This is a genomic window from Pantoea wallisii (assembly GCF_002095485.1).
Taxonomy (GTDB): Bacteria; Pseudomonadota; Gammaproteobacteria; order Enterobacterales; family Enterobacteriaceae; genus Pantoea; species Pantoea wallisii.
The window spans coordinates 55,445-81,123 of sequence record NZ_MLFS01000012.1 but is presented as its reverse complement, the minus strand read 5'-3'; the positions used below and the strand labels follow the sequence as shown (position 1 = coordinate 81,123).

25 protein-coding genes, 3 tRNA genes and 4 pseudogenes are annotated in these 25,679 nt (G+C 55.7%); 17 read left to right on the top strand and 15 right to left on the bottom strand.

Annotated features, from left to right (window positions below; genetic code table 11):
• Positions 1–12 precede the first annotated feature (12 nt).
• The 4 genes from tyrS to anmK all read right to left on the bottom strand — a co-directional run bounded on the left by tyrS (position 13) and on the right by anmK (position 3,558).
• Positions 13–1,287, bottom strand: a complete 1,275-nt coding sequence (gene tyrS, locus HA48_RS06630) for a tyrosine--tRNA ligase (protein ID WP_128600319.1) — start codon at positions 1,285–1,287, stop codon at positions 13–15.
• A 139-nt stretch (positions 1,288–1,426) separates the two neighbouring features.
• Positions 1,427–2,083, bottom strand: a complete 657-nt coding sequence (pdxH, locus tag HA48_RS06625) for a pyridoxamine 5'-phosphate oxidase (RefSeq protein ID WP_128600318.1) — start codon at positions 2,081–2,083, stop codon at positions 1,427–1,429.
• 14 nt (positions 2,084–2,097) lie between these two features.
• Positions 2,098–2,427, bottom strand: coding sequence for an MliC family protein (locus tag HA48_RS06620; RefSeq protein ID WP_128600317.1), 330 nt, complete (start codon positions 2,425–2,427; stop codon positions 2,098–2,100).
• A gap of 9 nt (positions 2,428–2,436) precedes the next feature.
• The gene (anmK, locus tag HA48_RS06615; protein ID WP_128600316.1) at positions 2,437–3,558 is read right to left on the bottom strand and encodes an anhydro-N-acetylmuramic acid kinase; all 1,122 of its coding nucleotides are present in this window, start codon (positions 3,556–3,558) and stop codon (positions 2,437–2,439) included.
• A 286-nt stretch (positions 3,559–3,844) separates the two neighbouring features.
• Between anmK and slyB the strand changes: the two genes are divergently transcribed.
• Positions 3,845–4,312 carry an outer membrane lipoprotein SlyB gene (gene slyB / locus HA48_RS06610; RefSeq protein WP_128600315.1) on the top strand — a complete coding sequence of 156 codons (468 nt, stop codon included), beginning with the start codon at positions 3,845–3,847 and terminating at the stop codon, positions 4,310–4,312.
• 42 nt (positions 4,313–4,354) lie between these two features.
• Here slyB and slyA read toward each other — a convergent pair whose 3' ends face one another.
• Complete coding sequence (slyA, locus tag HA48_RS06605) at positions 4,355–4,792, bottom strand: transcriptional regulator SlyA (protein ID WP_128600314.1); 438 nt, start codon at positions 4,790–4,792, stop codon at positions 4,355–4,357.
• 167 nt (positions 4,793–4,959) lie between these two features.
• Here slyA and HA48_RS22920 point away from each other — a divergent pair.
• A pseudogene (locus HA48_RS22920) lies at positions 4,960–5,067 on the top strand (DUF1656 domain-containing protein); the annotation flags it as partial.
• A 34-nt stretch (positions 5,068–5,101) separates the two neighbouring features.
• Here the strand turns inward: HA48_RS22920 and HA48_RS06600 are convergent.
• The 4 genes from HA48_RS06600 to HA48_RS06585 all read right to left on the bottom strand — a co-directional run bounded on the left by HA48_RS06600 (position 5,102) and on the right by HA48_RS06585 (position 7,506).
• Positions 5,102–5,569 (bottom strand): hypothetical protein, encoded by a 468-nt coding sequence (locus tag HA48_RS06600; RefSeq protein WP_128600313.1) that lies wholly within the window; start codon positions 5,567–5,569, stop codon positions 5,102–5,104.
• Between the two features lie 129 nt (positions 5,570–5,698).
• Entirely contained in the window at positions 5,699–6,217 is a 519-nt protein-coding gene (sodC, locus tag HA48_RS06595) for a superoxide dismutase family protein (protein WP_128600312.1), read from the bottom strand.
• An 81-nt stretch (positions 6,218–6,298) separates the two neighbouring features.
• Complete coding sequence (locus HA48_RS06590; protein ID WP_128600311.1) at positions 6,299–7,195, bottom strand: aldo/keto reductase; 897 nt, start codon at positions 7,193–7,195, stop codon at positions 6,299–6,301.
• Between the two features lie 71 nt (positions 7,196–7,266).
• Positions 7,267–7,506, bottom strand: coding sequence for a DUF1289 domain-containing protein (locus HA48_RS06585; RefSeq protein ID WP_128600310.1), 240 nt, complete (start codon positions 7,504–7,506; stop codon positions 7,267–7,269).
• Positions 7,507–7,744: 238 nt separating this feature from the next.
• Between HA48_RS06585 and eptA the strand changes: the two are divergent.
• The 5 genes and pseudogenes from eptA (at position 7,745) to rnt (ending at position 12,455) form a co-directional block, all read left to right on the top strand.
• Positions 7,745–9,381, top strand: a pseudogene (gene eptA / locus HA48_RS06580) (phosphoethanolamine transferase EptA).
• Positions 9,382–9,420: 39 nt separating this feature from the next.
• Positions 9,421–10,017 (top strand): TetR/AcrR family transcriptional regulator, encoded by a 597-nt coding sequence (locus HA48_RS06575; RefSeq protein WP_128600309.1) that lies wholly within the window; start codon positions 9,421–9,423, stop codon positions 10,015–10,017.
• A gap of 48 nt (positions 10,018–10,065) precedes the next feature.
• Positions 10,066–11,163 carry an alkene reductase gene (gene nemA, locus HA48_RS06570; RefSeq protein ID WP_128600308.1) on the top strand — a complete coding sequence of 366 codons (1,098 nt, stop codon included), beginning with the start codon at positions 10,066–10,068 and terminating at the stop codon, positions 11,161–11,163.
• A gap of 105 nt (positions 11,164–11,268) precedes the next feature.
• Positions 11,269–11,676, top strand: coding sequence for a lactoylglutathione lyase (gene gloA / locus HA48_RS06565; RefSeq protein WP_128600307.1), 408 nt, complete (start codon positions 11,269–11,271; stop codon positions 11,674–11,676).
• Between the two features lie 110 nt (positions 11,677–11,786).
• A complete protein-coding gene (gene rnt, locus HA48_RS06560; protein WP_128600306.1) occupies positions 11,787–12,455 on the top strand; it encodes a ribonuclease T in 669 nt (222 codons plus the stop codon).
• Between the two features lie 51 nt (positions 12,456–12,506).
• Here rnt and HA48_RS06555 read toward each other — a convergent pair.
• Positions 12,507–12,838: pseudogene (locus HA48_RS06555) on the bottom strand (Grx4 family monothiol glutaredoxin).
• 366 nt (positions 12,839–13,204) lie between these two features.
• Between HA48_RS06555 and HA48_RS22780 the strand changes: the two are divergent.
• Positions 13,205–13,994, top strand: a pseudogene (locus HA48_RS22780) (C40 family peptidase).
• A 54-nt stretch (positions 13,995–14,048) separates the two neighbouring features.
• Here HA48_RS22780 and cydH read toward each other — a convergent pair.
• Positions 14,049–14,138 carry a cytochrome bd-I oxidase subunit CydH gene (gene cydH, locus HA48_RS06545; RefSeq protein WP_128600305.1) on the bottom strand — a complete coding sequence of 30 codons (90 nt, stop codon included), beginning with the start codon at positions 14,136–14,138 and terminating at the stop codon, positions 14,049–14,051.
• A gap of 273 nt (positions 14,139–14,411) precedes the next feature.
• Between cydH and purR the strand changes: the two genes are divergently transcribed.
• Entirely contained in the window at positions 14,412–15,437 is a 1,026-nt protein-coding gene (gene purR, locus HA48_RS06540; RefSeq protein WP_128600304.1) for an HTH-type transcriptional repressor PurR, read from the top strand.
• Positions 15,438–15,439: 2 nt separating this feature from the next.
• Here purR and punR read toward each other — a convergent pair whose 3' ends face one another.
• Positions 15,440–16,345, bottom strand: coding sequence for a DNA-binding transcriptional activator PunR (gene punR / locus HA48_RS06535; RefSeq protein ID WP_128600303.1), 906 nt, complete (start codon positions 16,343–16,345; stop codon positions 15,440–15,442).
• A gap of 109 nt (positions 16,346–16,454) precedes the next feature.
• Between punR and punC the strand changes: the two genes are divergently transcribed.
• Complete coding sequence (punC, locus tag HA48_RS06530) at positions 16,455–17,657, top strand: purine nucleoside transporter PunC (RefSeq protein ID WP_128600302.1); 1,203 nt, start codon at positions 16,455–16,457, stop codon at positions 17,655–17,657.
• A gap of 309 nt (positions 17,658–17,966) precedes the next feature.
• Positions 17,967–19,115, top strand: a complete 1,149-nt coding sequence (gene cfa, locus HA48_RS06525) for a cyclopropane fatty acyl phospholipid synthase (protein WP_128600301.1) — start codon at positions 17,967–17,969, stop codon at positions 19,113–19,115.
• 48 nt (positions 19,116–19,163) lie between these two features.
• On the opposite strand, the gene HA48_RS06520 is transcribed toward cfa, so the two are convergent.
• Complete coding sequence (locus HA48_RS06520) at positions 19,164–19,817, bottom strand: riboflavin synthase subunit alpha (RefSeq protein ID WP_128600300.1); 654 nt, start codon at positions 19,815–19,817, stop codon at positions 19,164–19,166.
• A gap of 197 nt (positions 19,818–20,014) precedes the next feature.
• Between HA48_RS06520 and HA48_RS06515 the strand changes: the two genes are divergently transcribed.
• The 6 genes from HA48_RS06515 to HA48_RS06490 all read left to right on the top strand — a co-directional run bounded on the left by HA48_RS06515 (position 20,015) and on the right by HA48_RS06490 (position 24,084).
• Complete coding sequence (locus HA48_RS06515) at positions 20,015–21,388, top strand: MATE family efflux transporter (RefSeq protein ID WP_128600299.1); 1,374 nt, start codon at positions 20,015–20,017, stop codon at positions 21,386–21,388.
• A 153-nt stretch (positions 21,389–21,541) separates the two neighbouring features.
• Positions 21,542–21,618, top strand: a tRNA-Val gene (locus HA48_RS06510).
• Between the two features lie 3 nt (positions 21,619–21,621).
• Positions 21,622–21,698 (top strand) — tRNA-Val (locus HA48_RS06505).
• An 11-nt stretch (positions 21,699–21,709) separates the two neighbouring features.
• Positions 21,710–21,786 (top strand) — tRNA-Val (locus tag HA48_RS06500).
• Between the two features lie 344 nt (positions 21,787–22,130).
• On the top strand, positions 22,131–23,543 hold the full coding sequence (gene pykF / locus HA48_RS06495; RefSeq protein ID WP_128600298.1) for a pyruvate kinase PykF: 1,413 nt from the start codon (positions 22,131–22,133) through the stop codon (positions 23,541–23,543).
• A 304-nt stretch (positions 23,544–23,847) separates the two neighbouring features.
• On the top strand, positions 23,848–24,084 hold the full coding sequence (locus HA48_RS06490; RefSeq protein ID WP_007374746.1) for a major outer membrane lipoprotein: 237 nt from the start codon (positions 23,848–23,850) through the stop codon (positions 24,082–24,084).
• A 77-nt stretch (positions 24,085–24,161) separates the two neighbouring features.
• On the opposite strand, the gene HA48_RS06485 is transcribed toward HA48_RS06490, so the two are convergent.
• Together HA48_RS06485 and sufE are read right to left on the bottom strand one after the other, a co-directional pair.
• Complete coding sequence (locus HA48_RS06485) at positions 24,162–25,187, bottom strand: L,D-transpeptidase family protein (protein WP_128600297.1); 1,026 nt, start codon at positions 25,185–25,187, stop codon at positions 24,162–24,164.
• A 61-nt stretch (positions 25,188–25,248) separates the two neighbouring features.
• Positions 25,249–25,665 carry a cysteine desulfuration protein SufE gene (gene sufE / locus HA48_RS06480; protein WP_128600296.1) on the bottom strand — a complete coding sequence of 139 codons (417 nt, stop codon included), beginning with the start codon at positions 25,663–25,665 and terminating at the stop codon, positions 25,249–25,251.
• Positions 25,666–25,679 lie beyond the last annotated feature (14 nt).

The window sequence follows — 25,679 nt, the reverse complement described above, 5'->3', positions numbered from 1 at the left end:
GGCCCTTGCACCTTACTGCCAGTTAATCAGGCAGTAGTGTTTTTTGCCGCGACGCAGCAGCGTAAAGCGACCAAACAGTTTGTCGCTGTCGCTGAAGCGATACTCGGCATCAGATTGCTTTTCGCCGTTAAGGGTTACGGCATTAGAGTTGATCATGGTGCGTGCCTGACCGCGTGAAGGCACCAGCTCTGCTGCCACCAGCGCCTGCTGCAGATCGTCGTCCGCATTCAGGGTAATGGTGGGCATACCGTCCTGCGCCAGCTGCTCGAAGTCCGCTTCGGTCATATCACTCAGGCTGCCGGAGAAGAGGCTTTCGGTAATACGCTTCGCGGCAGTCAGGCCGTTCTCGCCATGCACCAGACGCGTCACCTGCTCCGCCAGCACGTACTGGGCACGCGGCGCTTTACCACTGTTTTTGTCCTCTTCTTCCAGCGCATTGATCTCTTCAATGCTCATGAAGGTGAAGAACTTAAGGAAGCGGTAAACATCGGCATCCGCCGTGTTGATCCAGAACTGGTAGAACTTGTACGGGCTGGTTTTCTTCGCATCCAGCCAGACCGCTCCGCCCTCGGTTTTACCGAACTTGGTGCCGTCTGATTTAGTGATCAGCGGGACTGTCAGGCCCCACGCCTGCTGCTGGTTGAGACGGCGCGTCAAATCGATGCCGGACGTGATGTTGCCCCACTGATCGGAGCCGCCAATCTGCAGCACCACATCGTGGCGCTTGTTCAGCTCGGCGAAGTCATAGCCCTGTAACAGGTTGTAGGAGAATTCGGTGTAAGAGATCCCTTGATCTTCACGGTTCAGGCGCATCTTTACCGCTTCACGGTTGATCATCTGGTTAACCGAGAAGTGTTTGCCGATATCACGCAGGAAAGTCAGCACGTTCATGCCGCCAAACCAGTCATAGTTATTGGCCGCGATGGCGCTGTTATCGCCGCAGTCAAAGCTGAGGAACGGCGCAACCTGATGGCGGATCTTTTCAACCCACTCGCCCACGGTCTCTGCGGTGTTGAGTTTACGTTCTGCTGCTTTAAAGCTGGGATCGCCAATCAGGCCGGTGGCACCACCCACCAGCGCGACCGGCTTGTGTCCGGCGTCCTGAAAACGTTTCAGGCAGAGCAGCGGCACCAGATGGCCCAAATGCAAGCTATCAGCGGTCGGATCGAAGCCGCAATAGAGTGCAATTGGCCCTTGCGCCAGTCGCTCTGCTAACGCTTCCTCGTCCGTTACCTGGGCGACTAAGCCCCTCTCTTGCAATTGTTGTATCAGGTTACTGCTGGTCATCACTGACTCCAAATTGATCAGACTGCACCTAGGCTGGTACACAGCTTTCCGCTGAGATGCGGATACGAAAAAAATGAGGGCTATAGCATAAAGCGCTGACGTCGACTGCGCCAGCGCTGAAAGGGGGTAAAACGCAGTTTTACGGGGCTAACCGGTCAATCGTCCAGCCATTGCCCTCACGCTGATACAGGAAGCGGTCATGCAGGCGATGTTCGCCCCCCTGCCAGAACTCCATGGTGTGGAATTTAACGCGGAAGCCACCCCAAAAACTCGGCAACGGCACCTCGCCCTGCTGGAATTTCTGTTTCAGCTCAAGGAATTTGCCCTCCAGCACGCCACGCGCGGAGATCCGGCTCGACTGCTTTGAGACCCAGGCACCGATCTGGCTGTCACGCGGGCGGCTGTGGAAGTATTTGAGCACCTCAATGGGCGAAAGCTTCTCAACCTCGCCCAGTACCATCACCTGACGCTCAAGAAAATGCCACGGGAAGTGCAGTGAAATGCGCGGATTCTCCGCCAGCTGCAGCGCTTTGCGGCTGCCCAGATTGGTGTAAAACACCATGCCGTTATCGTCGTAGTGTTTGAGTAGCACAATGCGCTGATAAGGCTGACCACTGCTGTCCACGGTGGCTACCGTCATGGCGGTGGGATCTGGCAACTGCGCCGCGCACGCCTGCTGCAGCCACTGTTCAAACAGGGCCAGCGGCGCAGCCGGCAGATTATCTCTTCGCAGCCCGCCGCGGGTGTATTCACGACGCAGGTGGGCAATATTTTGCAGGCTATCACTGTCGCTCATGCTGATTCTCTTCGTTAACGGGCGGACCGATCCGCGTGTTGCAGTTCACAATCATTAATCACGATTTTGTCGTTACGTTCAACAAAAGCGCCGTCTCCTTTTGACCAGAAGACATAGGTGCCGTCGCTGTAGCGTGCCCCGGATGCTGATACCGTCTGCGTCAGCGTTAATGGTTTACCGTCAAGAATAAAGCTCACCTGCTGTCTGGCGTTATCCTGCGTAACCGTGAGTGGCAAGGTACCGCACTGATAGTGCAGCGTTTGCGGTGCAACGTCCTGCTTATGCAACAGGCCGCAGCCGCTGAGCAGCATCACGCCGCCCGCCAGAAGTCCCCACTTTTTCATCTCTTCTCCTTAACGCATTACGCGCAGCGTGGCCGGGTAGATGGCGCCAAGAACGCTCATCTCACGCGCGCCAGTCACCGCGGGCAGATTACCGGGCAAGCCTGAAAGCGTACGAAACGCCAGCCAGGCAAAGGCCAGTGCTTCCATATCATCTCCGCTGATGCCCGCTTCATCGGTGGTGCTGACCTCGGTGCCCGGCAGATGCGCCGCCAGCCGCGCCATCAGCAGGGGATTACGACCGCCGCCGCCGCACACCAGGAGGCGATCGCAGCCGTCGTTAAGCTGCACCTGTCGCGCGATAGTCACCGCGGTCAGTTCACTGAGCGTGGCCTGAACATCCTGCGCGGCCAGCGCCGGGAAGCGTTGCAGCTGCCGCTCTACCCAGCCAAGGTTGAAATACTCACGCCCGGTGCTCTTCGGCGGCGGCAGCGCAAACCAGGGATCGCTCAGCATCGACTCCAGCAGCGCCGGTACCACCTTACCGCTGCGCGCCCAGGTCGCCTCTTTATCATACGCTAAGCCCTTGTTGCGCCAGATCCAGGCATCAATCAGCATATTGCCCGGTCCGGTATCAAATCCGCGTACCGGCTGGCCCGGGATCAGCAGCGACAGGTTCGCTATGCCGCCGATATTCAGCACCATACGCCGCTCCACGTTATCCATCAGCAGGGCCTGATGAAAAGCCGGCACCAGCGGCGCGCCCTGGCCGCCCAGGGCCATATCGCGGCGGCGAAAATCACCGACCACCGTCACGCCGGTTGCGGCAACAATCTGGTTGTTGTCTCCAATCTGCAGGGTATTGGGCGCGGCACTTTGTGGCTCGTGCCACACCGTCTGCCCGTGACAGCCGATCGCCATGATATCGCTGGCTTCCAGCGACTGCTGCTGCATCAGCGTCTTAACCGCTTCAGCAAACAGTTTTCCCAGCTGCGTATCGAGCTGGCCAAGCTGTGAGAGCGTCAGTGACTGACCCTGGCAAATAGCCAGCACCTGCTGGCGTATCTCCGGTGGCATCGGGTGGCAGTAACTGGCCTGCTGTGCCACCATATTCTGGTCAATAGCAGCCAGTACGACATCGACGCCATCAAGGCTGGTGCCGGACATCACGCCGATATAGCGTCCTGATTTCATAGCGTTTCCTCGCCCTCTTTCGGGCCTGCGATTCATCTGTGATTAGCCTGGCAAATTACGCAGGCTAATTCTATGATAAATTTCCGCTTTTCGACGGCACTGCGCACCGCATTCCAGCACGAAAATATTTTCAGCGTGCAATTGAATTTTTGTTGAAGAGTGATGGTCTATGCTTCGCCCCAGCCGCGTATTGTTCGGACATAGCGTCAATTGCCAGCTTTCTGTCTTATACTCTTTGCAGTACAGGATGAGAACATGGCGTTTTTTTGCATTAAGGAGCTTTCTGATGATTAAGCGTTTCTTAGCCGTGGCCCTGGCCGGTGTAACGCTGGCAGGTTGCGTGAACAACGACACCCTTTCCGGCGATGTCTACAGCGCCAGCGAAGCCAAGCAGGTACAGAGCGTCTCTTACGGCACCCTGGTTTCGGTGCGTCCGGTGAAAATTCAGGGCGGCGATGACAGCAATGTCATCGGTGCTATCGGCGGTGCTGTACTGGGTGGCTTCCTCGGTAACACCATTGGTGGCGGTGCCGGTCGCAGTCTGGCCACAGCCGGTGGTGCAGTGCTGGGCGGCGTAGCCGGTCAGGGCGTACAGGGCGCCGTGAATAAATCAGATGGTGTAGAGCTGGAGATCCGTAAGGATGACGGCAATACCATCATGGTGGTGCAGAAACAGGCTGCCAGCCGCTACTCAGTCGGGCAGCGTGTGGTGATGGCCTCTAACGGTAGCCAGGTGACCGTATCACCGCGCTAAGCTGATTGATAAAAAAAAACCGACGCCAGTGCGTCGGTTTTTTTATTTCTCGCGGTGCTGCAGTTCGAGAATGTTTTTCTCCAGCCGCGCAATCAGCGTCACCATCTGATTGATCTCTTCCAGGCTGATGCCGGACAAAATATCGTCGCGCGTTGCATCAATGACGTTCTCAACCTGCTCGATGATCGGCTCTGCTTCGCGGGTCAGCTTGATGCGCTTCGCGCGGCGATCGTTAGCGCAGGTTGCGCGGGTGATCAGCCCCTTCTCTTCCAGTTGATCCAGCGTACGCACCAGCGAAGGCTGCTCGATGCCGATGGCTTTCGCCAGCTGGATTTGCGACTGCTCTGGCGGGAGTTGATGAATATTGTGCAGCGTCACCCAGTGGGTTTGCGTCAACTCAAGCGGCTTCAGACGTTGATCGATCAACGCGCGCCAGATGCGCACCAGGCGAGACAGATCTGTTCCAAGCGGCGTATCCATTTCATCTCCTTATAATTAGCTTGCTAGCTATCAAGCCAGATTTTACACTATTCTGCGAGTTTACAGGACAAATTACAAATCCCGGGCCAGACGGCACACGCTCATTCAGGCTTTATTGAGATATCGTTTGGAATAACGAAGGATGATGACAGGCGTCCTTAACCGGGCTGACCGCCTCCGCGCCGCTTACCGCCCTGGTTTTCGGTGCTTCACTGCTCTTTCCGCCGCTGCTTAAAGCGGTGCTGCCGGATTTCTTCTTCTGGCTGCTGATTCACCCGCTGAAGGCCGGCGGGTAGAAGTGCGGTCTGGTTACTGGCAGTATTGCGCCTGCTGGCGGGCGAATTCATCCTGCAGCTGCTGCAGGCTTTTCTGCCCTTCAAAGCGGGTTTTATCCTGTTCGGTCATGGGCTGCAGCACCAGCACTTTCTCATCAGATGAATAGATGAAGCGCCGCGTAAGCGTACTGCCGGTAAAACTGCTCCCCTTGATACCGCCGCACACCACGGTGATGCTGCGATGGTAAACCGCCGTATTGGTAAAATTGGCTTCCGTTGCGCTGCGGAAGACGTTTTGACACCCGCTGGCCTGCAAGCGCTGCAGGGTGTGCGGCGTTAACCATTCACGTCCGCGGGCAATATTTTCACAGCTGGCACGCAAGGGGTTGGTATCGATGGTGCGCTGCAGCTGACGGCTCGCCTCCAGCCGCAGCTGGGTGTTATTGGGTTGATCGCATCCTGCCAGCGCTAAACATAACAGCACAATCCCACGCGTTTTCATGCCTGCTCCTGAGCAGTTCTATTCCTTAATCAATATCATAGGATGGAATAAAGCCGTTGAGTAGCGGGAAAATGGGTCAGGATTTTTCAGACGGAAAAAGTCACGGCAGCCAGGAGGCTGCCGTCAGGATCAGATCACGCCACAGGCGAAACGCCCGCCACCCCCGCCCAGCGGTTGCGGATGATCGGCATGGTTATCGCCTCCCACGTGCACCATCAGCGCTTTGCCCTTGACTTCACTCAGCGACTTGATGCGCGGCGCGACGACCGGGTAGTCCGCTTTGCCGTCGTCAGTGACATAGAGGGCAGGAAGATCGCCTAAATGGCCGTCAGCGTAAGGACCTGCATGCTTACCGGTGTTATTCGGGTCGAGGTGGCCACCCGCCGCGCCGGCGGCAACGGTTTTACCTTGCGATTCGCCAGGCTCACAGCTGCCTTTGGCATGAACATGAAAACCATGAATGCCGGGTTTCAGCCCGGTGAGCGCCGGCGCAAACTGCAAGCCATAGGGGGTTTCGCTGATGGTCACTTTGCCGATCGCCTTACCGATCCCCTGCGCAGTCACCTGATGCAGTGTCACCTCTTCGGAAGCGGCATGCGCACCGGCAGCACAGGCGATGGTCAATACGGCAATAAGGGCTCTCTTCATAACGTCTCCTTACGGGTTTGATTTCCTCTAAGCCTGGACCGGATTTGTCCAGGCTGCCGCAGCTTGACGTAGTTTTACGCTTCAGGGGACATCATAGCCGATGGCCGCTTTACGAATGCGGAACCACTGCTGGCGATCCAGTTTACGCTCACAGGCTTTTACGGCTTCGTTTACACGCGCTATTTTGCCGGAGCCGATAATCGGCAGTGGCCGGCTTGGCAGCATCATTACCCATGCATAGACCACCTGCTCGATGTTGTCGGCGCCGATCTCCTCGCGCACGCGCGCCAGCTCATCACGCAGGGGCTGGTAATGAGGATCGTTAAACAGACGCCCGCCGCCCAGGCAGGACCAGGCCATCGGACGCATACGGTTCTGCTGACACTGATCGAGCGTGCCATCCAGCAGGCTTGACTGCTCAAGCGGCGAAATTTCCAGCTGATTCGTTACCAGTGCAAACGGCAGACGCGATTGTAGCAGCGTGAACTGGGCGGTCGTAAAGTTTGAGACGCCGAAATGGCGCACCTTACCGCTCTGATGCAGCTGGAGAAACGCTTCCGCTACCTCATCGGCATCCATTAACGGGTCCGGACGGTGAATAAGCAGCAGGTCGAGATAGTCCGTCGCGAAGTGGCGCAGCGAATTCTCTGCGCTGTTCAGGATGTGGCTGGCTTCGGTAATGTAGTGGCCGATTTTATGCTCAGGCTTAGCGCGGGTCGCAATGCCGCACTTGGTGACGATTTGCAGCTGCTGGCGTAATGCCGGGGCGAGGCGCAGCGCATCACCAAAGGCCGCTTCACACTGGTAATCACCATAGATATCGGCGTGATCGACGGTGGTAATCCCCAGCGACAGATGCTGATGAATAAACTGCACCAGCTGCTGTGGTGTCATGCCCCACTCCATCAGGCGCCAGTAACCCATTATCAGAGGCGAAAATGCCGGACCCTGTGGTGCGATAGCTTGCGGTTGTAACATGTTTGAACTCCCTCAACGCGATTCCATATGGCGAAAGCGGGAGTATAACGAAAAGCGACGGTTGCGGTTTCTTAAAACAGCTCCGGTTGTTGTGGATCATGATCCTCATCCACTTTTTGCTGTCGCTGCAGACGCAGATAGCGCTGGCGGCATAAACGCAGCACTTCACGTTTTTGCGCATCGCTGAAGTTCATCCAGTTAAAGCGCTCATCCCGACTGCGCAGGCATCCGCGACAATAGCCGCGGGCATCGCTCTGGCATATGCCCCGGCAAGGACTGGGAACGGGAAAGAACTCTAGTTGCTCTGCCACATCTACTCCGGAATCACTATCTGGACCCATATTGATAACAGCTTAGTAACATTGTGCAAGGAGTAAACTTTTTTGGGCGCTATGGTGTGCAGTCGTTAATCGCAGAAACCTTTGTTACGCCTGTTTACTAAAGAGTGGTCCTGGCGGCTAAGCGAATAATGAATGTTGAGACACGGTTAAGGTTTTCCTCATCTTCAATTCATAGGATTGTCATATTCCGTTCTTCAGATGAAATTCAATGAAAGCGATCTCTAAGTTACAGTGTCACTCTGGCAGATTTAATTTTTTTGCTGCACTGTTTTTTGCCGTAGTACTTAATGCACTTTTCCTGCTGCACGCCTGGGAGATGATCCCCTATACCCGTCTGCATGATTATCTCTTCGCGGCCAGCATGCCGGTGGTGCTAATCGCCGCGTTTTATCTGCTGTTCTCCCTGCTGACCTGGCCCTACGTGCGTAAACCGCTGCTGGTGGTACTCATCCTTGTCAGCGCGGCGGCGAACTACTTTATGCACAGCTTCGGCACGGTGATCGACACCAATATGATCGAAAACGTGTTCGAATCGAACGCTCAGGAGACCGGGGCGCTGATGAGCCGCAGCTACCTCCTCTGGATGCTGCTGATGGGCATCGTGCCGGTCGTCGTGGTGTGCAGCGTACGCATCAGACGCGGCCAGCGCTGGTGGTGGAGCGTACTGCAGCGCCTGGCGGGCGCGCTGGGCGCGGTGCTGGTCATACTGCTCATGGCCGTGCTGTTCTATAAAGATTACGCCTCACTGATCCGCAACAATAAGGGGCTGGTGAAGATGATCACCCCGGCGAATATCGTTAGCGGTACCGGTCACTATGTCGATGAGCGCTATCTGCAGGGTAGCCAGGCGCTGGTTAAAATCGGCCAGGATGCGAAAAAAGGTCCGCTGATCAATGCCGGAAGCAAAAAAACGCTGGTGGTGCTGGTGGTCGGCGAAACCGGTCGCGCCGAGAACTTTTCGCTGGGCGGCTATGCGCGTGACACCAATCCTGAACTGGAGAAACAGCAGGTTATCTACTATCCCAACGCCAGCTCCTGCGGCACAGAAACGGCCATCTCGGTACCGTGCATGTTCTCCAACATGCCGCGCGAACGCTATGATGCCAACCTGGCGCACCATCAGGAGGGCGTGCTGGATATCCTCGCCCATGCCGGTGTAAGCGTGTTGTGGCGCGAAAATGACGGCGGCTGTAAGGGCGCCTGCGATCGCGTGCCGCATACCGATATGACGCAGTGGCATCTGCCACAATACTGCCACGACGGCTTCTGCTTGATGATGTCCTGCTGCATCGCATTGATAATTATGTCGATGCCCTGCACAACGACGGAATAATTGTGCTGCATCAGATGGGCAGCCACGGTCCGGCCTACTATCAGCGCTATCCCGCTGCGTTCCGCCGCTTTACCCCAACCTGTGATAGCAATCAGATTCAGGACTGCGATCATCAGGCGCTGATCAACACGTACGATAACTCTCTGCTCTATACCGACGATATGGTTAGTCGCACCATTGATAAGCTAAAGAGCCTGAGCGATCGCTTTAACGTGGCGCTGATCTACCTGTCCGATCACGGCGAATCGCTGGGTGAACACGGCATGTATCTGCACGGCGCACCCTATCTGTTCGCCCCGTCACAGCAGACGCATATCCCGCTGCTGCTGTGGATGTCGCCCGGTTACGCCGACGCCTACCACATCGATCAGGCGTGTTTGCGGCGGCAGGCCAGCCAGGATGCCGTCTCGCAAGATAATCTTTTTCATACCGTGCTGGGGATGTTTGACATTCAGACCGGGCAGTATCAGCCGCAGCTGGATATGATCAAATCGTGCCAGAGCCCGCGTTGAGGATTGCATTAGACCGACTGGTCTACTAATCTTCCCGTCATGAATAAGAGTATGCAACGCAACGAAACCCGGGAACATCTGCTCGCCACTGGCGAGCAGGTTTGCCTGCAACGGGGTTTTACCGGTATGGGCCTGAGTGAAATGCTGGCGCTGGCAGAGGTGCCAAAGGGCTCGTTCTATCACTATTTCCGCTCGAAAGAAGCGTTTGGCGTTGCGCTGCTTGAGCGTTACTTCGTTAATTTTTTACACCAGATTGAGCAGCAACTCACCCAGCCGGCCCTGCCCGCGCGTGAGCGCCTGCTGCAGCATTTTCGCTATGCGGAGACGCTGTTCATTGAGCAAGGCCACATTGTGGGCTGCCTGGGCGTAAAGTTGTCTGCTGAGGTGTGCGATCTCTCTGAGCCGATGCGCGATGCCCTGCAGCGTGGCGCATCGGCAATTATCGCCGCTTATGCCCGCTGCCTGACAGAAGTCGCCGCGGAGCAGGCTCTGCCGTTCGGGCAGACGCCGCAGCAGCTGGCGCAGCGCTGTTATCTTTTGTGGCTGGGCGCCAGTCTGCAAAGCAAAATTTCACGAGAGTCTGGCCCCATAAGCCTGGCGCTTGAAACCATCGAACAGTGGCTTGATAGTCACTGATTTTTAAAAACACCATTCCGAGACGACCGGTCTATTACAGGAGTCATCATGGCGAGTAAACAGCTGTTCTCCCCGCTGAAAGTGGGCGCGATTACCGTACCAAACCGCGTATTTATGGCCCCGCTGACGCGCCTGCGCAGCATCGAACCGGGCGATATCCCTACGCCGCTGATGGCGGAGTATTATCAGCAGCGTGCCAGCGCAGGCTTGATCATTACCGAAGCCACGCAGGTCTCTTTCCAGGCGAAGGGCTACGCCGGTGCGCCGGGCCTGCACACGCAGCCGCAAATTGCCGCGTGGAAGATAATTAACGAAGGCATTCACGCTGCAGGCGGCCACAGCGCCGTGCAGCTCTGGCATACAGGCCGCATCTCCCACAACAGTGTGCAGCCAGAAGGACAGGCGCCGGTTGCCCCGTCGGCGATTGCTGCCGGCACCCGTACCTCCCTGCGCGCCGCGGATGGCAGCGTCTATCGTGAAGATACCTCTGTGCCGCGCGCGCTGAGCGTGGCGGAAATTCAGCAGATCGTGAAAGATTTCGGCCAGGCGGCGGCTAACGCTCGCGAAGCCGATTTTGACCTGCTGGAGTTGCACTCTGCGCACGGCTATCTGATGCATCAGTTCCTGGCACCGGACTCCAACCAGCGTACCGATGAGTATGGCGGTTCAATTGAGAAGCGCGGCCGCTTTGCGCTGGAGGTGGTTGACGCGGCGATTGCCAACTGGTCAGCCGATCGCATTGGTATCCGCATCTCTCCAGTCGGCGCTTTCCAGAATCTGGAAAACGGCCCGGACGAAGAAGAGGCCGCGCTGTGGTACATCAGCGAGCTGGGCAAACGTGGCCTTGCTTACCTGCATCTGTCCGAGCCTGACTGGGCGGGCGGCAAACCCTACACCGAGGCATTCCGCCAGAAAGTGCGTGCCGCTTTCCCGGGCGTGATCGTTGGTGCCGGCGCTTACACGGTGGAAAAAGCGGACGACCTGATCGCCCGTGGCCTGATTGATGCCGTGGCCTTTGGCCGCGATTTCATCGCCAACCCGGACCTGGTAGCGCGTCTGCAGCAGGATGCGCCACTGAATCCGCAGCGCCCGGAGAGCTTCTACGGCGGCGGTGCGGAAGGTTACACCGACTACCCGACTCTGTAAGAGCGTGACTGCCGCACCGGACGTGCGGCAGTGTTGTTTCTTCAGGGCATTTACTCGCTATACTTAGCGTTTTGTCACTCCCTGACGATTTAAAAAGAGGAAGTTATGCGTTTACTCCACACCATGTTACGCGTTGGCGATCTGCAACGCTCCATTGATTTCTACACCCGCGTGCTGGGCATGCGCGTGCTGCGTCAGAGCGAAAATACCGAGTACAAATACACCCTGGCGTTTGTGGGCTACACCGAAGAGAGCGAAGGCGCGGTGATTGAGCTGACTTACAACTGGGGCGTGGACAACTATGACCTCGGCAACGCATACGGCCACATTGCGCTGGGCGTTGATAACGTCGCTGAGACCTGCGAGCGTATCCGCAGCGCAGGTGGCAACGTTACGCGTGAAGCCGGCCCGGTCAAAGGCGGCTCAACCATCATTGCGTTTGTTGAAGATCCCGATGGTTACAAAATCGAGCTGATCGAGAACAAACACGCCGGTCACGGCCTCGGCAATTGATGCCATTTGTCAGCCTGCGCTTTTGCAGGCTGACTTCCCTCTCTCCTGCTGCACCCTCCCGCAATTTTTGCCATAATGCGCGCTGCCCCATTCATTGCTATGAGATCCTGATGTCTGAATCGAACGCCTTAAACGCTCTTCATCAACGCTTCCGTGGTTTTTATCCCGTGGTTATTGACGTAGAAACCGCCGGTTTTAATGCGCAAACGGATGCGCTGCTGGAAATTGCCGCCACCACTTTAAAAATGGATGAGGACGGCTGGCTGCACCGTGATGAGACCCTGCACTACCATGTAGAGCCGTTCGAGGGCGCGATTCTGAACCCCGATGCGCTGGCGTTTACCGGCATCGATCCGACCAATCCGCTGCGCGGCGCGGTAAGTGAATATGAAGCGCTACACGCCATCTTTAAGATGGTGCGTAAGGGCACAAAAGAGAGCGGCTGCAACCGGGCGATTATCGTGGCGCACAATGCTACCTTTGATCACAGTTTCCTGATGGCCGCTGCCGAACGGGTGGGCATGAAGCGTAACCCTTTCCACCCATTTGCAACTTTTGATACCGCAGCATTAAGCGGTCTGGTACTGGGACAAACGGTGCTGGCGAAGGCCTGCATTGCGGCGGGCATGGATTTTGACAGTACGCAGGCGCACTCGGCGCTGTATGACACCGAACAGACTGCTACGCTGTTTTGTGAGCTGGTTAATCGCTGGAAACGCCTTGGCGGCTGGCCGCTGGCGCTGAGTGAAGAGCCGGCAAAAGACGACGCCTCTGCCTGATAAAATAAGAGAAGGCCGACGATCGTCGGCCTTCTTCACTCATCTGCTTCTTTATTCTGCTTCTTTATGCTTCTCTGCGGTCTCTTTAATCAGTGGCAGCAGTTCGCCACGCTGGAACATCTCAACGATGATGTCGCAGCCGCCAACCAGCTCACCATCAACCACAGCTGTGGGAACGTTGGCCAGTTAGCGTATTTAGGTAATTCAGCACGGATATCCGGGTTCTGCAGGATATCGACATACGCGAAGCGCTCACCACAGGCAGACAGCGCCTGAACCGCCTGCGCAGAGAAACCGCAGCTTGGCAGTTTCGGCGAACCTTTCATGTATAACAGAATCGGGTTTTCTGCGATCTGGCGCTGAATTTTTTCAACAGTACTCATTTTTGCCTTCCTTAATCTTTCACTTCGTGTTTGTTTATTGTAGCGACTTCGCCGCGCGACTGAAAACGGGATTTTGCTTCAGCCACGTCTGATCGCCATGTTTGTTAAGTCTTTCGCTGCTAAATAACATTTTCGTATCATTAATAAGCGTTAATCAATTAATAATTAGCAATAATTTCGCTGTGTTAAGCAGCTGAAATCGCTCATTTTCGCTACAAATTCAGTGCCGTAACAGATTAATAGAAAAAGGCCTTACCCTTTGGAAAAAAAGTGGATTAGAATCACTTCGGCTCTGATTGACGATCAGATTTTTCTAACTTTACGCGGCCTGGTTTCTCACCAGACGGCTTAACCTGTAACCGGACTATGCGTTTACTGATTACGCTCTTCATACTGCTTTCGCCCAACTGTTTTTTAATGTGGCTGCTGCTTCACCGCATGCGCCTGTTAATGCCAGCTTGCAAAAAGCAGAGAAAAAGAGCGCGCGCGATGATGAGCGCCGCAAGCGACGTCCGGTTAAGACCACGGCAAAAAAATCGCGCCTGACTTCTGTACAAAAATTCAAACTGAAAAAGCAGCAGAAAACAGACACCGTTCGCCAGCCCGCCGCCAGCCGTAAAGCCACGCTCAAACTCAGCAGCAAAAAATATGGCCACCAGCGCGTAGCGAAGCGGGTAGCCAAAAGCGAGACGGATGATGACGCACAGGGCTTCACCGGCATTAAGATGAGTAAGTCGCACCGTCTGCGCTATCAGAAAGCACGCGAAACCGCGATGACCAAACTGATGGGCCAGTTGGGGAAACCCTATCAATGGGGCGGCACCTCACCTCATACCGGCTTCGACTGTAGTGGATTGGTCTGGTACGCCTATAAAGACCTGGTGAAATTCAAACTCCCGCGCACGGCCAATGAGATGTACCACCTGCGTGATGCCTCACCGGTGAAGCGTGAGATGCTGGAAAAAGGCGATCTGGTGTTCTTCCGCATCAATAACCGCGGCACTGCCGATCACGTTGGCGTCTATCTTGGCAATGGTAAATTCATTCAGTCACCGCGTACCGGCAAAGACATTCAGATTAGCGCCCTGGGCGAAGATTACTGGCAGAAACACTATGTCGCGCGCGCCGTATGATGACGCCAAAAACTATTCGCTAAACGTTGCGCAACAAAAAAAGCCGGTCGCTGTTTTGGCAGCACCGGCTTTTTTTATTAATGCAGAATGGCGGTAAAACTAAACGCGATAATCATCAACAGCGAACCTGCGGTAGTCATTAGCGCCAGCTTCAGATCGGTACTCATCACAGCTCCTTAGTCACACAGTTATTGGGGTTAAATAATTTTCGCATAGCGATGGGCAAAAATCTCGTGTTATCCGCGCCGGCTTGCTAGAATCGCCGCCTTTCGTTGCGCAACAGGTTTCGCGCACGCTGTATTGACAGCCTGCTGAAGCGTTTTTTACTGCGATACCTTGCAGATTTACCCTGGAAGACAGGGGACAAAACCCTTCGCGGACGCAAACGTTTAACAATATACTTATCAGTAAGTTGCGATAAGCCCAGGAGTACCATTCAGATGGCAACAATTAAAGATGTGGCGAAACGCGCCGGGGTATCTACCACCACGGTTTCGCATGTCATCAACAAAACGCGCTTTGTCGCTGAAGAGACGCGTAACGCCGTATGGGAAGCGATTAAAGCACTGCACTATTCACCCAGCGCGGTCGCGCGCAGCCTGAAAGTGAATCACACCAAAACGCTGGGGCTGTTGGCGACCTCCAGTGAAGCGCCCTATTTCGCGGAGATCATTGAAGCGGTGGAGAATCACTGCTTTGATCGCGGCTATACGTTAATTCTGGGTAACGCCCACAACGATCTGCAAAAGCAGCGGGCGTATCTGTCGATGATGGCGCAAAAGCGCGTCGATGGCTTGCTGGTGATGTGCTCAGAGTACCCGGATGACCTGCTGCAGATGCTGGAAGAGAACCGTAACATCCCGATGGTTGTAATGGACTGGGGTGCTTCGCGCGGTGACTTCACCGACACCGTCCAGGACAATGCCTTCCACGGCGGATATCTTGCCGGCCGTTATCTGATTGAGCGCGGCCACCGCGACATCGGGGCGATCCCCGGACAGATGGAGCGCAACACCGGCGGCGGGCGCCATGCGGGCTTTTTACAGGCGATGAACGAAGCGGGGATTAGCGTGCGCCCGGAGTGGATTGTACAGGGTGATTTTGAGCCAGAGTCGGGCTATCAGGCGATGCAGCAGATCCTCAATCAGAAACAGCGCCCCACGGCGGTATTCTGCGGCGGTGATATCATGGCGATGGGGGCCATCTGCGCCGCTGACGAAATGGGCCTGCGCGTACCACAGGATATCTCCGTGATTGGTTATGACAACGTGCGCAACGCGCGGTACTTCACCCCGGCGCTGACGACCGTGCATCAGCCAAAAGCCCAGCTGGGCGAGAAAGCACTGGAGATGCTGCTGGACCGCATCACCAGTAAGCGTGAAGAGCCGCAGACCATTGAAGTGCAGCCTACGCTGATTGAGCGACGCTCGGTGGCTGATGGTCCGTTCCGCGACTATCGCCGGTAATCTCAGGCTTCGCTGAGCCACTCCTGGTTCAGCGTATCCGCCTCACCCAGATAGGCCAGCAGCCACGTCAGGGCCGGCGATGCGCGCTGCTCTGACCAGCTGACGCAGCACGGGCTCTCCGGGAACGGCTGCGGCAACTGCAGCTCGGTCAGTAAGCCGCTATCCAGTAGCGGACGCGCCAGGTGCCCCGGCACCATGCCGATACACAATCCGGCCTGCAGGCAGTCCAGCCCCGTCTCCCACTCCGGCACCACGAGACGTCGCTGATTATCCAGGGTCCAGGTCATGCGGCGCGGCAGCGCGCGTGAGGTATCTTCCAGCACCAGCGATGGCCAGGCGCGCAGTGTCTCATCATCCAGCTGTGCGCTGCGCGCCAGCGGGTGTTCAGGACTGACCACGCAGCGCCAGTTGAGCGCCCCCATATCCTGAAAGGCAAAGCGTCCGCCGACCGGTATCGCCTGGGTTGCGCCAATCGCCACGTCCACGCGCCCGTCCGCCAGGGCATCCCACACGCCGTTGAACACCTCATAACTGATGATCAGCTCCATGTCAGGGAAATGGCGATAGAAATCTTTTACCAACTGGCGCGTGCGCTGCGGTTTGACAATGCAGTCGACGGCGATACTGAGCTGGCCGCGCCAGCCATTTGCCAGCTGCTGACACTGGCGACGGGTTGCCAGCATTTTTTTGATAACAGAACGCCCCTCGCGAACAAAATGCTCACCGGCAGGCGTTAATACTACTTCGCGATGCTGCCGTTCAAAGAGCGGTACCGCCAGCCAGCTCTCCAGCTGACGAACGGTATAGCTGATAGCAGAAGGCACACGGTGCAACTCCTGCGCGGCAGCGCTAAAACTGCCGGTGCGCGCAACGGCATCGACAACTTCTAAAGCATATTCAGACCACATTATTTTGCCTGCAAAAAATTTGATAGCACTCTGCAAATATTAGCGTTTCACAAAGCCGCCTGCACCCTTTTACACTGCCCGCCGTTCAACCTGCCGAATGAGAAAAACCATGTTGTCGTCAAAAGGATTTCTGCCCTACCTCGCTGTGCTGAGCATGCTCGGCTTTCTGGCCACCGATATGTACCTGCCCGCGTTTGGGGATATGCAGCGCGATTTTGCCACCACGCCCGGCACCATCAGCGCCAGCCTGAGCCTGTTTCTTGGCGGATTCGCCTGTGCACAGGTCATATGGGGTTTGCTGTCAGACCGCTGGGGCCGCAAGCCGGTGCTGCTGGCGGGCTTAACGATTTTCGCGCTGAGCTGCCTGGCGATGCTTTGGGTAAATAGTGTCTGGTTAATGCTGGCGCTGCGTTTTATCCAGGCGGTTGGCGTGTGTGCAGCAGCCGTGAGCTGGCAGGCGCTGGTGGTGGATCGCTACCCTCAATCGCAGGCGAACAAAGTGTTCGCGACCATTATGCCGCTGGTGGCGCTGTCGCCGGCGCTGGCGCCGCTGTTGGGTGCCTGGCTGATGGGCCATTTTCACTGGCGCAGTATCTTTCTGGTGCTGGCGCTGGTCACGGTGATCCTGCTCATCGGGACGCTGCGCCTCGCGGCGCCAAAACAGCAGCATCGCGCAGAAGGGCCACAGCCTGGCTGGCTTACGCTGCTGGGCACCCGAGCCTACAGCGGTAACGTCTTAATCTACTCCGCCTGTTCGGCCAGCTTTTTTGCGTGGCTGACCGGCTCACCGTTTATCCTGGCCGCGGCAGGATTGAGCCCGGCCGATATCGGGCTGAGCTATGTTCCGCAGACCATCGCTTTTCTGATTGGGGGCTTCGGCTGCCGCGCGCTTCTGAACCGTTTCCAGGGCGGGCAGCTGCTGCCGTGGCTGCTGGTTATCTATAGCCTGAGCATAGTGAGCCTGTTTACCGTCGCGTTGATGAGCACGCCCCCGCTGTTTGCGCTGCTGCTGCCGTTCTGTGGTATGGCGCTGGCGAATGGTGCTATCTATCCTATTGTTGTCGCCAGCGCACTGGCCCCGTTTCCGCAAGCCACCGGTAAAGCCGCAGGGCTGCAAAATTTGCTGCAGCTTGGCTTATGCTTCCTCGCCAGTCTAATCGTCTCTTCGGGTTTGCAGCAGGCGCTGTACCACACCACGCTGGTTATGGTGGCGACCGTGGCTATGGCCTGGGCGGGTTTCCTGTGGCAGCGCGCGGCCAGCGCACAAAGTGATATTGCTCACCTTTCTCGTCCCTGCGAAGATAATTCCTGATGCAACGCGTATCGTTAGCAAACTAACGATAACCCGTTGAATATTGACCCACGTGAGCATATACTCAGTGGGTCAGCATTTCTGCAACAAATCAATAACATAAAAAGTTTAACATTTAGCGACCCTGTCGCCGGGATGGCGTCTGCGCGGTTCTCCTCTGTGAAGCCAGGCCAGACATCTCTATTCAAATTCATGCCTCTGTAAAACGTCGGATATATGGCGCACGGATAATCCGTGAGTTCTCTCACAGGCCTGGGGAAATTGACTATTCTTTTCTCAGGTTCAAATCGGAAAGGTGATGGAGAAGCTATGAGTTCATCGTGTATAGAAGAAGTGAGCCTTGAAGAAAACCAGTGGTACCGCATCGTTCAGGAGTTACTGGAGCGGGCGGATATCCGCATTAATGGCACACGCGCCTGGGATATTCAGGTTAAGCATCCAGATTTTTTTAAACGGGTCCTGCAGGAGGGATCGCTGGGCCTCGGCGAAAGTTACATGGACGGCTGGTGGGAGTGCGAACGTCTCGATATGTTCTTCCACCGGGTGCTGAAAAATCATCTGGATCAGCAGCTGCCTCACCATTTCAAAGATACGCTGCGCATTGCCGCTGCGCGTCTCACCAATTTGCAGTCGAAAAAGCGTGCGTGGATTGTCGGAAAAGAGCATTACGACCTCGGCAATGATCTGTTTGCACTGATGCTCGATCCCTTTATGCAGTACTCCTGCGGCTACTGGAAAGAGGCCGATTCGCTTGAGCTGGCACAGCAGGCCAAGCTGGATATGATCTGCCGTAAGCTGCAGCTTGAACCGGGCATGAGTTTGCTCGACATCGGCTGCGGCTGGGGCGGCCTGGCTGAGTATGCCGCGCGCCACTACGGCGTGAAAGTTCACGGCGTGACCATCTCTGCCGAGCAGCAGCGAATGGCACAGCAGCGCTGTGAAGGGCTGGATGTCACCATTTTGCTGCAGGATTATCGCGATCTGGATCAGCAATTTGACCGCATTGTGTCCGTGGGCATGTTTGAACATGTGGGACCCAAAAACTACGCCACCTATTTTGACGTTGTCGATCGCAACCTGAAACCGGATGGCCTGTTTTTGCTGCACACCATCGGTGCCATCAAAACCGACATGAATGTGGACCCCTGGATCGATAAGTATATCTTCCCCAACGGGTGCCTGCCCTCCGTACGCCAGATCGCTGATGCCAGCGAATCCCACTTCATTATGGAAGACTGGCATAACTTCGGTGCCGATTATGACACCACGCTGATGGCCTGGTATGAGCGCTTCCTGGCGGCATGGCCGCAGCTGGCTGAGAAGTACGGTGAACGCTTTAAACGTATGTTTACTTACTACCTTAACGCCTGCGCGGGCGCGTTTCGCGCGCGTGATATTCAGCTGTGGCAGGTGGTATTTAGCCGCGGTAAAGAGGGCGGTTTGCGCGTGGCGCGCTAGCTGTCAGGCAGATGAAAAAAGGCGCGGGGAGCGCCTTTTTTATGGGCGTTACTCAGCGCTATCTGGCTGCACCTGAGAGAGCATCGCCGCGGCATCGCGCTGCGCCAGTACGCGCTCAACCGTCTCCACAATTGCCTGAGTATGTGGATCGATCTCAATATTCACCTTGTGGCCCAGCTTCTTCGCGCCAAGCGTGGTACGCTCCAGCGTTTCCGGGATCAGGTGTACGCAGAATTTGCTTTTGGTGACGTCACCCACGGTCAGGCTGATACCGTCGATACCGACAAAGCCTTTATGCAGAATATATTTGATCTGCGCGGCATCCTGTAATTTAAACCACACTTCACGGTTATTTTCGGACTGGATAATTTTGCAGATTTCCGCCGTGGTCATAATATGCCCGGACATTAAGTGGCCGCCAATTTCATCGCTGAATTTTGCCGCCCGCTCGATATTCACAATATCGCCCACCTGTAATTCACCCAGGTTGGTGATGCGCAGCGTCTCTTTTATCAGATCAAAGCTGACGCGGTCGCCCTCAATTGCCGTCACGGTGAGGCAGCAACCGTTGTGGGCGACCGATGCGCCCAGCGCCAGCCCTGGCAGCAGCTCTTCAGGTAACCGCACAATATGGGTGCGAAACAGCTCTTTTTCTTCAATGGCAACAATCTCTGCCGTGCCCTGCACAATTCCGGTAAACATAATCTCAGCCTCTGCGAAGTTTGCCCCAGTTTATCACAGCTTGTCCGGCGCGGCTTAATTTGACGGCGTGCAAACTTTACACAAATGGCTTTACAAAATGCGATCAAAGTTTGGTGGATTGCAGCACTGCGGCTACACTATGCCGCGCATTCTTTGGGGATTTCGCCCCACTCTCTTTTTAATTACGCAGGTGATACGTGCAGAAGTATTTAACAGAAGCGCGTCAATTGCTGGCCCTCGCGATCCCGGTCATCCTTGCTCAGGTGGCGCAGACGGCGATGGGTTTTGTGGATACCATAATGGCCGGTGCGGTGAGCGCCACGGATATGGCCGCCGTTGCTGTCGGCACCTCTATCTGGCTCCCCGCCATTCTGTTTGGCCATGGTCTGCTACTGGCTTTGACGCCTACCGTTGCGCAACTCAACGGCTCCGGACGACGCGAGCGCATCGCAGAACAAGTGCGTCAGGGCTACTGGCTGGCATCGGCGGTGGCCGTGCTGATTATGGTGGTGCTGTGGAACGCAGGCTATCTCATCCACACCATGCACGACATCGATCCGCAGCTGGCCGCTAAAGCGGAGGGTTATCTGCATGCCTTGCTGTGGGGCGCGCCAGGCTACCTGTTCTTCCAGGTGGCGCGTAACCAGTGTGAAGGTTTATCGAAAACCAAACCGGCGATGCTGCTGGGCTTCCTCGGGCTGCTGGTCAATATTCCGCTCAACTATGTGTTCATCTACGGGCACTTTGGCATGCCCGCGCTGGGCGGCGTTGGCTGCGGCGTGGCGACCGCCTCGGTCTACTGGGTGATGTACATCGTGATGCGCTTCTGGCTGAAACGCATGCCTGCCATGCGCGATATCCGCATGCAGACGCGCTGGTCGGCGCCCTCGCGTGCCATTCTTACGCGCTTATTTACGCTCGGTTTGCCGGTCGCGCTGGCGCTGTTCTTTGAAGTTACGCTGTTTGCCGTGGTGGCGCTGCTGGTGTCGCCGCTGGGCATCGTTAACGTGGCCGGCCACCAGATCGCCCTGAACTTCAGTTCGCTGATGTTTGTTCTGCCGCTCTCGCTGGGCGTTGCCACCACGATTCGCGTCGGTTATCGCCTTGGACAAGGATCGGCCGAACAGGCGCGCATTGCCGCCTGGACCGGTCAGGGTGTTGGCATCAGTATGGCCGCGCTCACCGCGCTGTTTACCGTGACGTTTCGTCACGATATTGCTGCCCTTTATACCAGCAACCCGCAGGTGATCACCCTTGCGGCCCAGCTGATGCTGCTGGCGGCGATCTATCAGTTCTCGGATTCGATTCAGGTTATCGGCAGTGGCATTCTGCGCGGCTATAAAGATACGCGTTCGATCTTCTTTATCACCTTTATCGCTTATTGGGTGCTGGGCCTGCCGGTGGGTTATGTGCTGGCGCTCACCGACTGGCTGGTGCCGCAGCTGGGGCCGGCCGGCTTCTGGTGCGGTTTCATCGTTGGCCTGACCTCGGCAGCCATCATGATGCTCTGGCGCATTCGTCGCCTGCAGCGTTTACCGGCACAGGTGATTCTGACGCGCGCAGCGCGCTAAGTGGCTGAGCGGGCTTTTATTTGGCCCGCAACGCCTAAAAAACCGACGCATAGCACAGTTGCTGCTCAGTCACAGGGGAAAAACGTTTTTTCCCCTTGCCAGCCACACGGCCTGCCGTTAATATTCGTCCCCGCTGTCGCCCGACAGCATGTTGCGCTCTTAGCTCAGTTGGTTAGAGCACCACCTTGACATGGTGGGGGTCGATGGTTCGAGTCCATTAGAGCGCACCAAGTGCGTCCGTAGCTCAGTTGGTTAGAGCACCACCTTGACATGGTGGGGGTCGGTGGTTCGAGTCCACTCGGACGCACCAATATCTGTAATGCGCTCTTAGCTCAGTTGGTTAGAGCACCACCTTGACATGGTGGGGGTCGATGGTTCGAGTCCATTAGAGCGCACCACTTTTGCTTTTCTCTCCCTTGCGCAAACGCGCTTTTCTTGATCTGGGTCGATTTTCTCACTCTGCTTTTGTATTGGTTTTCGCATACTTAGCGACTATACTATGCCGCGTTGTTCCACCTGAAAGGTTTCAGCGCTAACGTGCCTATGCCAATAACTCAAAAGATTTGCGCAACGCCGTCGAACCGGTTCTCCCGCGTTCCGCATAACTTCTCTGCACGCTCAGCCTTCGTCACCTATTCTTACTTCTGTACGATCCGAACCAACACCATACACATTTTCACTTCGGTGCTCTGCGCATCGAATTCCGACCTTTATCATCCATCACAACTTACAGAAATCTGACATGAAAAAGACCAAGATCGTTTGTACTATCGGTCCTAAAACCGAATCCGAAGAGATGCTGACTCAACTGCTGGAAGCTGGCATGAACGTCATGCGCCTGAACTTCTCTCACGGGGATTATGCCGAACATGGTCAGCGCATCACTAACATGCGTGCCGTCATGGAAAAAACCGGTCGCCAGGCCGCGATTCTGCTGGACACTAAAGGTCCGGAAATCCGCACCATGAAGCTGGAAGGCGGCAATGACGTGGCGCTGAAAGCCGGTCAGACCTTTACCTTCACTACCGATCAGTCAGTCATCGGCAACAATGAGCGCGTGGCCGTAACCTATGCCGGCTTTACCGAAGATCTGAAGATCGGCAACACCGTTCTGGTCGACGATGGCCTGATTGGTATGCAGGTCACTGAGGTGACGGAAAACACCGTGGTCTGTACTGTCCTGAACAATGGCGATCTCGGTGAGAATAAGGGCGTTAACCTGCCTGGCGTCTCTATCCAGCTGCCGGCGCTGGCTGAAAAAGATAAGCGCGACCTGATTTTCGGTTGCGAACAAGGCGTTGATTTTGTTGCGGCCTCCTTTATCCGTAAGCGTTCCGACGTGCTGGAGATCCGTGAGCATCTGAAAGCCCACGGCGGTGAGAATATTCAGATCATCTCCAAAATCGAAAACCAGGAAGGCCTGAACAACTTCGACGAAATTCTCGAAGCATCGGATGGCATCATGGTGGCGCGCGGCGATCTCGGCGTTGAGATCCCGGTTGAAGAGGTTATCTTCGCGCAGAAGATGATGATCAAGAAGTGTAATAAAGCACGCAAAGTGGTCATAACCGCGACGCAGATGCTGGATTCCATGATCAAGAATCCACGCCCTACCCGCGCGGAAGCCGGTGACGTGGCAAACGCCATTCTGGACGGAACCGATGCGGTGATGCTCTCCGGTGAGAGCGCCAAAGGTAAATACCCGCTGGAGTCCGTGACCATCATGGCGACCATCTGTGAACGTACAGACCGCGTGATGAAGTCCCGCATCGATGAGCTGCAGGACTCACGCAAACTGCGTATCACTGAAGCGGTGTGTCGTGGTGCGGTTGAGACCGCTGAGAAACTGGAAGCGCCGGTCATTGTGGTTGCCACTGAAGGCGGCAAATCGGCGAAGGCGGTACGTAAATACTTCCCGGATGCCACCATCCTGGCGCTGACCACCAATCAAACTACGGCGCGTCAGCTGATTCTCAGCAAAGGCATTGAAACGCGTCTGGTGACGGAGATCGCCTCCACCGATGATTTCTACCGTATCGGTAAAGAGATGGCGCTGGAGAGCGGCTATGCCCAAAAAGGCGATGTTGTGGTTATGGTTTCCGGTGCCCTGGTACCAAGCGGAACGACCAATACGGCCTCCGTTCACGTACTTTGATTCGTGACACGATAATTATTTAAAAAGCGCCCTTCGGGGCGCTTTTTTTATTCCACACTTAATACATAAAGCGGAAATTTCCAATCGATAATAACTATTCAATATCCCGCAGGATTAAGGTTAATCCGATTAAATCTCTCTGTTTTAGCTAAATATTTTCATCATGTTCTGCGAAACGCTGCTTCTTTGAGCGAACGATCAAATTTAAGCATGTTCTCATCAAAAATTTATTCTCAACTCAAAAAGCTTTGTGTAATACTTGTAACGCTACATGGAGATTAACTCAATCTAGAGGGTATAAATAATGAATCGTACTAAACTGGTACTGGGCGCGGTAATCCTGGGTTCAACTCTGCTGGCTGGTTGCTCAAGCAACGCTAAAATCGACCAGCTGTCTTCAGACGTTCAGACTCTGAACGCTAAAGTTGATCAGCTGAGCAACGACGTGAACGCAATCCGTTCTGACGTTCAGGCTGCTAAAGATGACGCAGCTCGTGCTAACCAGCGTCTGGACAACCAGGCTCACTCTTACCGTAAGTAAGAGTTCTGGTTTGAAAAATGGTGCCCATGTGGCACCATTTTTTTTGTCCTGATTCTGCGCTTTTTGCTGGCCCTGAATCAGGGCGCCTGCTCTGATGCTCCCATCGCCTGTGAAATCGTTGCCTGACCGCCCTGCGCCTCCTGTAATACGGCAGGTAGTACCGTATCATCACCGACCGGTTCACCACTGCTTACCAGCACCGGCATGCCTGCACGGCGCGCTATCGCCGCCTTGATCAACGCCGTATCGCTTTCAGGGCTCTGCATGAAGCGTTTGAGTGGCCCGCTCAGCGTAATCGACATGGTTTGCGGGTCATCCTGCTCCGTATGCGAGAGCGGCTGATGTACCTCGATATAGCGCTTCCCGTCCGGTTCGATGGCATATTTGATCGGCTGGTTGATGATCTGCACCCGTGTTCCCTGCGGCACACTGTTAAACAGCGCTTCGATATCCTCCGGGCGCAGGCGAATACAGCCTGAGCTGACGCGCATGCCAATCCCAAAGTCAGCATTGGTCCCGTGGATCAAATACTGCCCGGTTCCGCGTGCCAGACGCAGTGCAAACTGCCCCATCGGGTTATCCGGCCCGGCCGGCACCACGCCTGGCAGCGTAATGCCCTCTTTGGCATAGCGTTTACGAATATTGGCGGTCGGTGTCCAGGTAGGATTGGGGATCTTCTGACTGATGCGGGTGACCATGTTCGGCGTGGCGGCGCCCAGCTGGCCAATACCAATCGGGTAGACTACCACACGATTCTCCCCTTTCGGATAGTAGTAGAGGCGTAGCTCCGCCAGATTCACCACAATGCCTTCACGCGGCGCATCCGGCAGCAGCATCTGCAGCGGCACGGTCAGTTGGGTACCGGCTTTAGGCAGCCAGGGATCCACGCCGGGATTCGCCTCCAGCATGCCAAGCATGCCTGTCTTGTAGCGTGCCGCTATGTACTCCAGCGGCCGTTTGTCGTCCGCTACGGTGGTCAGGGTATTTTCGCCAATTAAACGGCTGTTATCAGCTGGCAGAGGGTATTCCGTGGCAAACACAGGTGCAGACAGTCCGAAGCAGGACAACAGCAATGCACCGGCTAAACGTAACGCTGGTTTCATGCAATATTCTCTTTGTCGGAGGGAACAAACCCCGGTCGAGCCGGGGTCTGGAGAGTGTAACTTAGCTGAGGGACTGTGCGTTATGACGGATTGCGCGAATCATCGCTTCAAGCCCCTGCGAACGCGAGGGGGTGAGGTGCTGGGTCAGCGCCAGTTCACCGAACCAGTGGCCAACATCGAGCGCAAGAATTTCGGCGGGCTTGAGCCCCTGATACAGGCTAAAAACTACTGCAATCAAGCCTTTAACAATGGCAGCATCGCTGTCACCCTCAAAGGCGATGGTGCTGTCTGACTGCGGGGTCATCCGGATCCAGACCTGGCTCTGACAACCGGAAATCACATATTCCGGCTGGTGCAAGCTTTCAGAGGATTCTGGCAATTTTGCCCCAAGTTCAATGATGTAGAGGTACTTCTCTTCCCAGTTGGCGCAACGGTTAAAGTTGCGCACCAGTTTCTCTTTGTCTGGCAAATTTGCCATCGATAACTCCTGAA

Bases quoted from the DNA above. Each gene is read 5' to 3' on its own strand.
- tyrS (WP_128600319.1), bottom strand. From the start codon at position 1,287: ATGACCAGCAGTAACCTGATACAACAATTGCAAGAGAGGGGCTTAGTC.
- pdxH (WP_128600318.1), bottom strand. From the start codon at position 2,083: ATGAGCGACAGTGATAGCCTGCAAAATATTGCCCACCTGCGTCGTGAA.
- HA48_RS06620 (WP_128600317.1), bottom strand. From the start codon at position 2,427: ATGAAAAAGTGGGGACTTCTGGCGGGCGGCGTGATGCTGCTCAGCGGC.
- anmK (WP_128600316.1), bottom strand. From the start codon at position 3,558: ATGAAATCAGGACGCTATATCGGCGTGATGTCCGGCACCAGCCTTGAT.
- slyB (WP_128600315.1), top strand. From the start codon at position 3,845: ATGATTAAGCGTTTCTTAGCCGTGGCCCTGGCCGGTGTAACGCTGGCA.
- slyA (WP_128600314.1), bottom strand. From the start codon at position 4,792: ATGGATACGCCGCTTGGAACAGATCTGTCTCGCCTGGTGCGCATCTGG.
- HA48_RS06600 (WP_128600313.1), bottom strand. From the start codon at position 5,569: ATGAAAACGCGTGGGATTGTGCTGTTATGTTTAGCGCTGGCAGGATGC.
- sodC (WP_128600312.1), bottom strand. From the start codon at position 6,217: ATGAAGAGAGCCCTTATTGCCGTATTGACCATCGCCTGTGCTGCCGGT.
- HA48_RS06590 (WP_128600311.1), bottom strand. From the start codon at position 7,195: ATGTTACAACCGCAAGCTATCGCACCACAGGGTCCGGCATTTTCGCCT.
- HA48_RS06575 (WP_128600309.1), top strand. From the start codon at position 9,421: ATGAATAAGAGTATGCAACGCAACGAAACCCGGGAACATCTGCTCGCC.
- nemA (WP_128600308.1), top strand. From the start codon at position 10,066: ATGGCGAGTAAACAGCTGTTCTCCCCGCTGAAAGTGGGCGCGATTACC.
- gloA (WP_128600307.1), top strand. From the start codon at position 11,269: ATGCGTTTACTCCACACCATGTTACGCGTTGGCGATCTGCAACGCTCC.
- rnt (WP_128600306.1), top strand. From the start codon at position 11,787: ATGTCTGAATCGAACGCCTTAAACGCTCTTCATCAACGCTTCCGTGGT.
- cydH (WP_128600305.1), bottom strand. From the start codon at position 14,138: ATGAGTACCGATCTGAAGCTGGCGCTAATGACTACCGCAGGTTCGCTG.
- purR (WP_128600304.1), top strand. From the start codon at position 14,412: ATGGCAACAATTAAAGATGTGGCGAAACGCGCCGGGGTATCTACCACC.
- punR (WP_128600303.1), bottom strand. From the start codon at position 16,345: ATGTGGTCTGAATATGCTTTAGAAGTTGTCGATGCCGTTGCGCGCACC.
- punC (WP_128600302.1), top strand. From the start codon at position 16,455: ATGTTGTCGTCAAAAGGATTTCTGCCCTACCTCGCTGTGCTGAGCATG.
- cfa (WP_128600301.1), top strand. From the start codon at position 17,967: ATGAGTTCATCGTGTATAGAAGAAGTGAGCCTTGAAGAAAACCAGTGG.
- HA48_RS06520 (WP_128600300.1), bottom strand. From the start codon at position 19,817: ATGTTTACCGGAATTGTGCAGGGCACGGCAGAGATTGTTGCCATTGAA.
- pykF (WP_128600298.1), top strand. From the start codon at position 22,131: ATGAAAAAGACCAAGATCGTTTGTACTATCGGTCCTAAAACCGAATCC.
- HA48_RS06490 (WP_007374746.1), top strand. From the start codon at position 23,848: ATGAATCGTACTAAACTGGTACTGGGCGCGGTAATCCTGGGTTCAACT.
- HA48_RS06485 (WP_128600297.1), bottom strand. From the start codon at position 25,187: ATGAAACCAGCGTTACGTTTAGCCGGTGCATTGCTGTTGTCCTGCTTC.
- sufE (WP_128600296.1), bottom strand. From the start codon at position 25,665: ATGGCAAATTTGCCAGACAAAGAGAAACTGGTGCGCAACTTTAACCGT.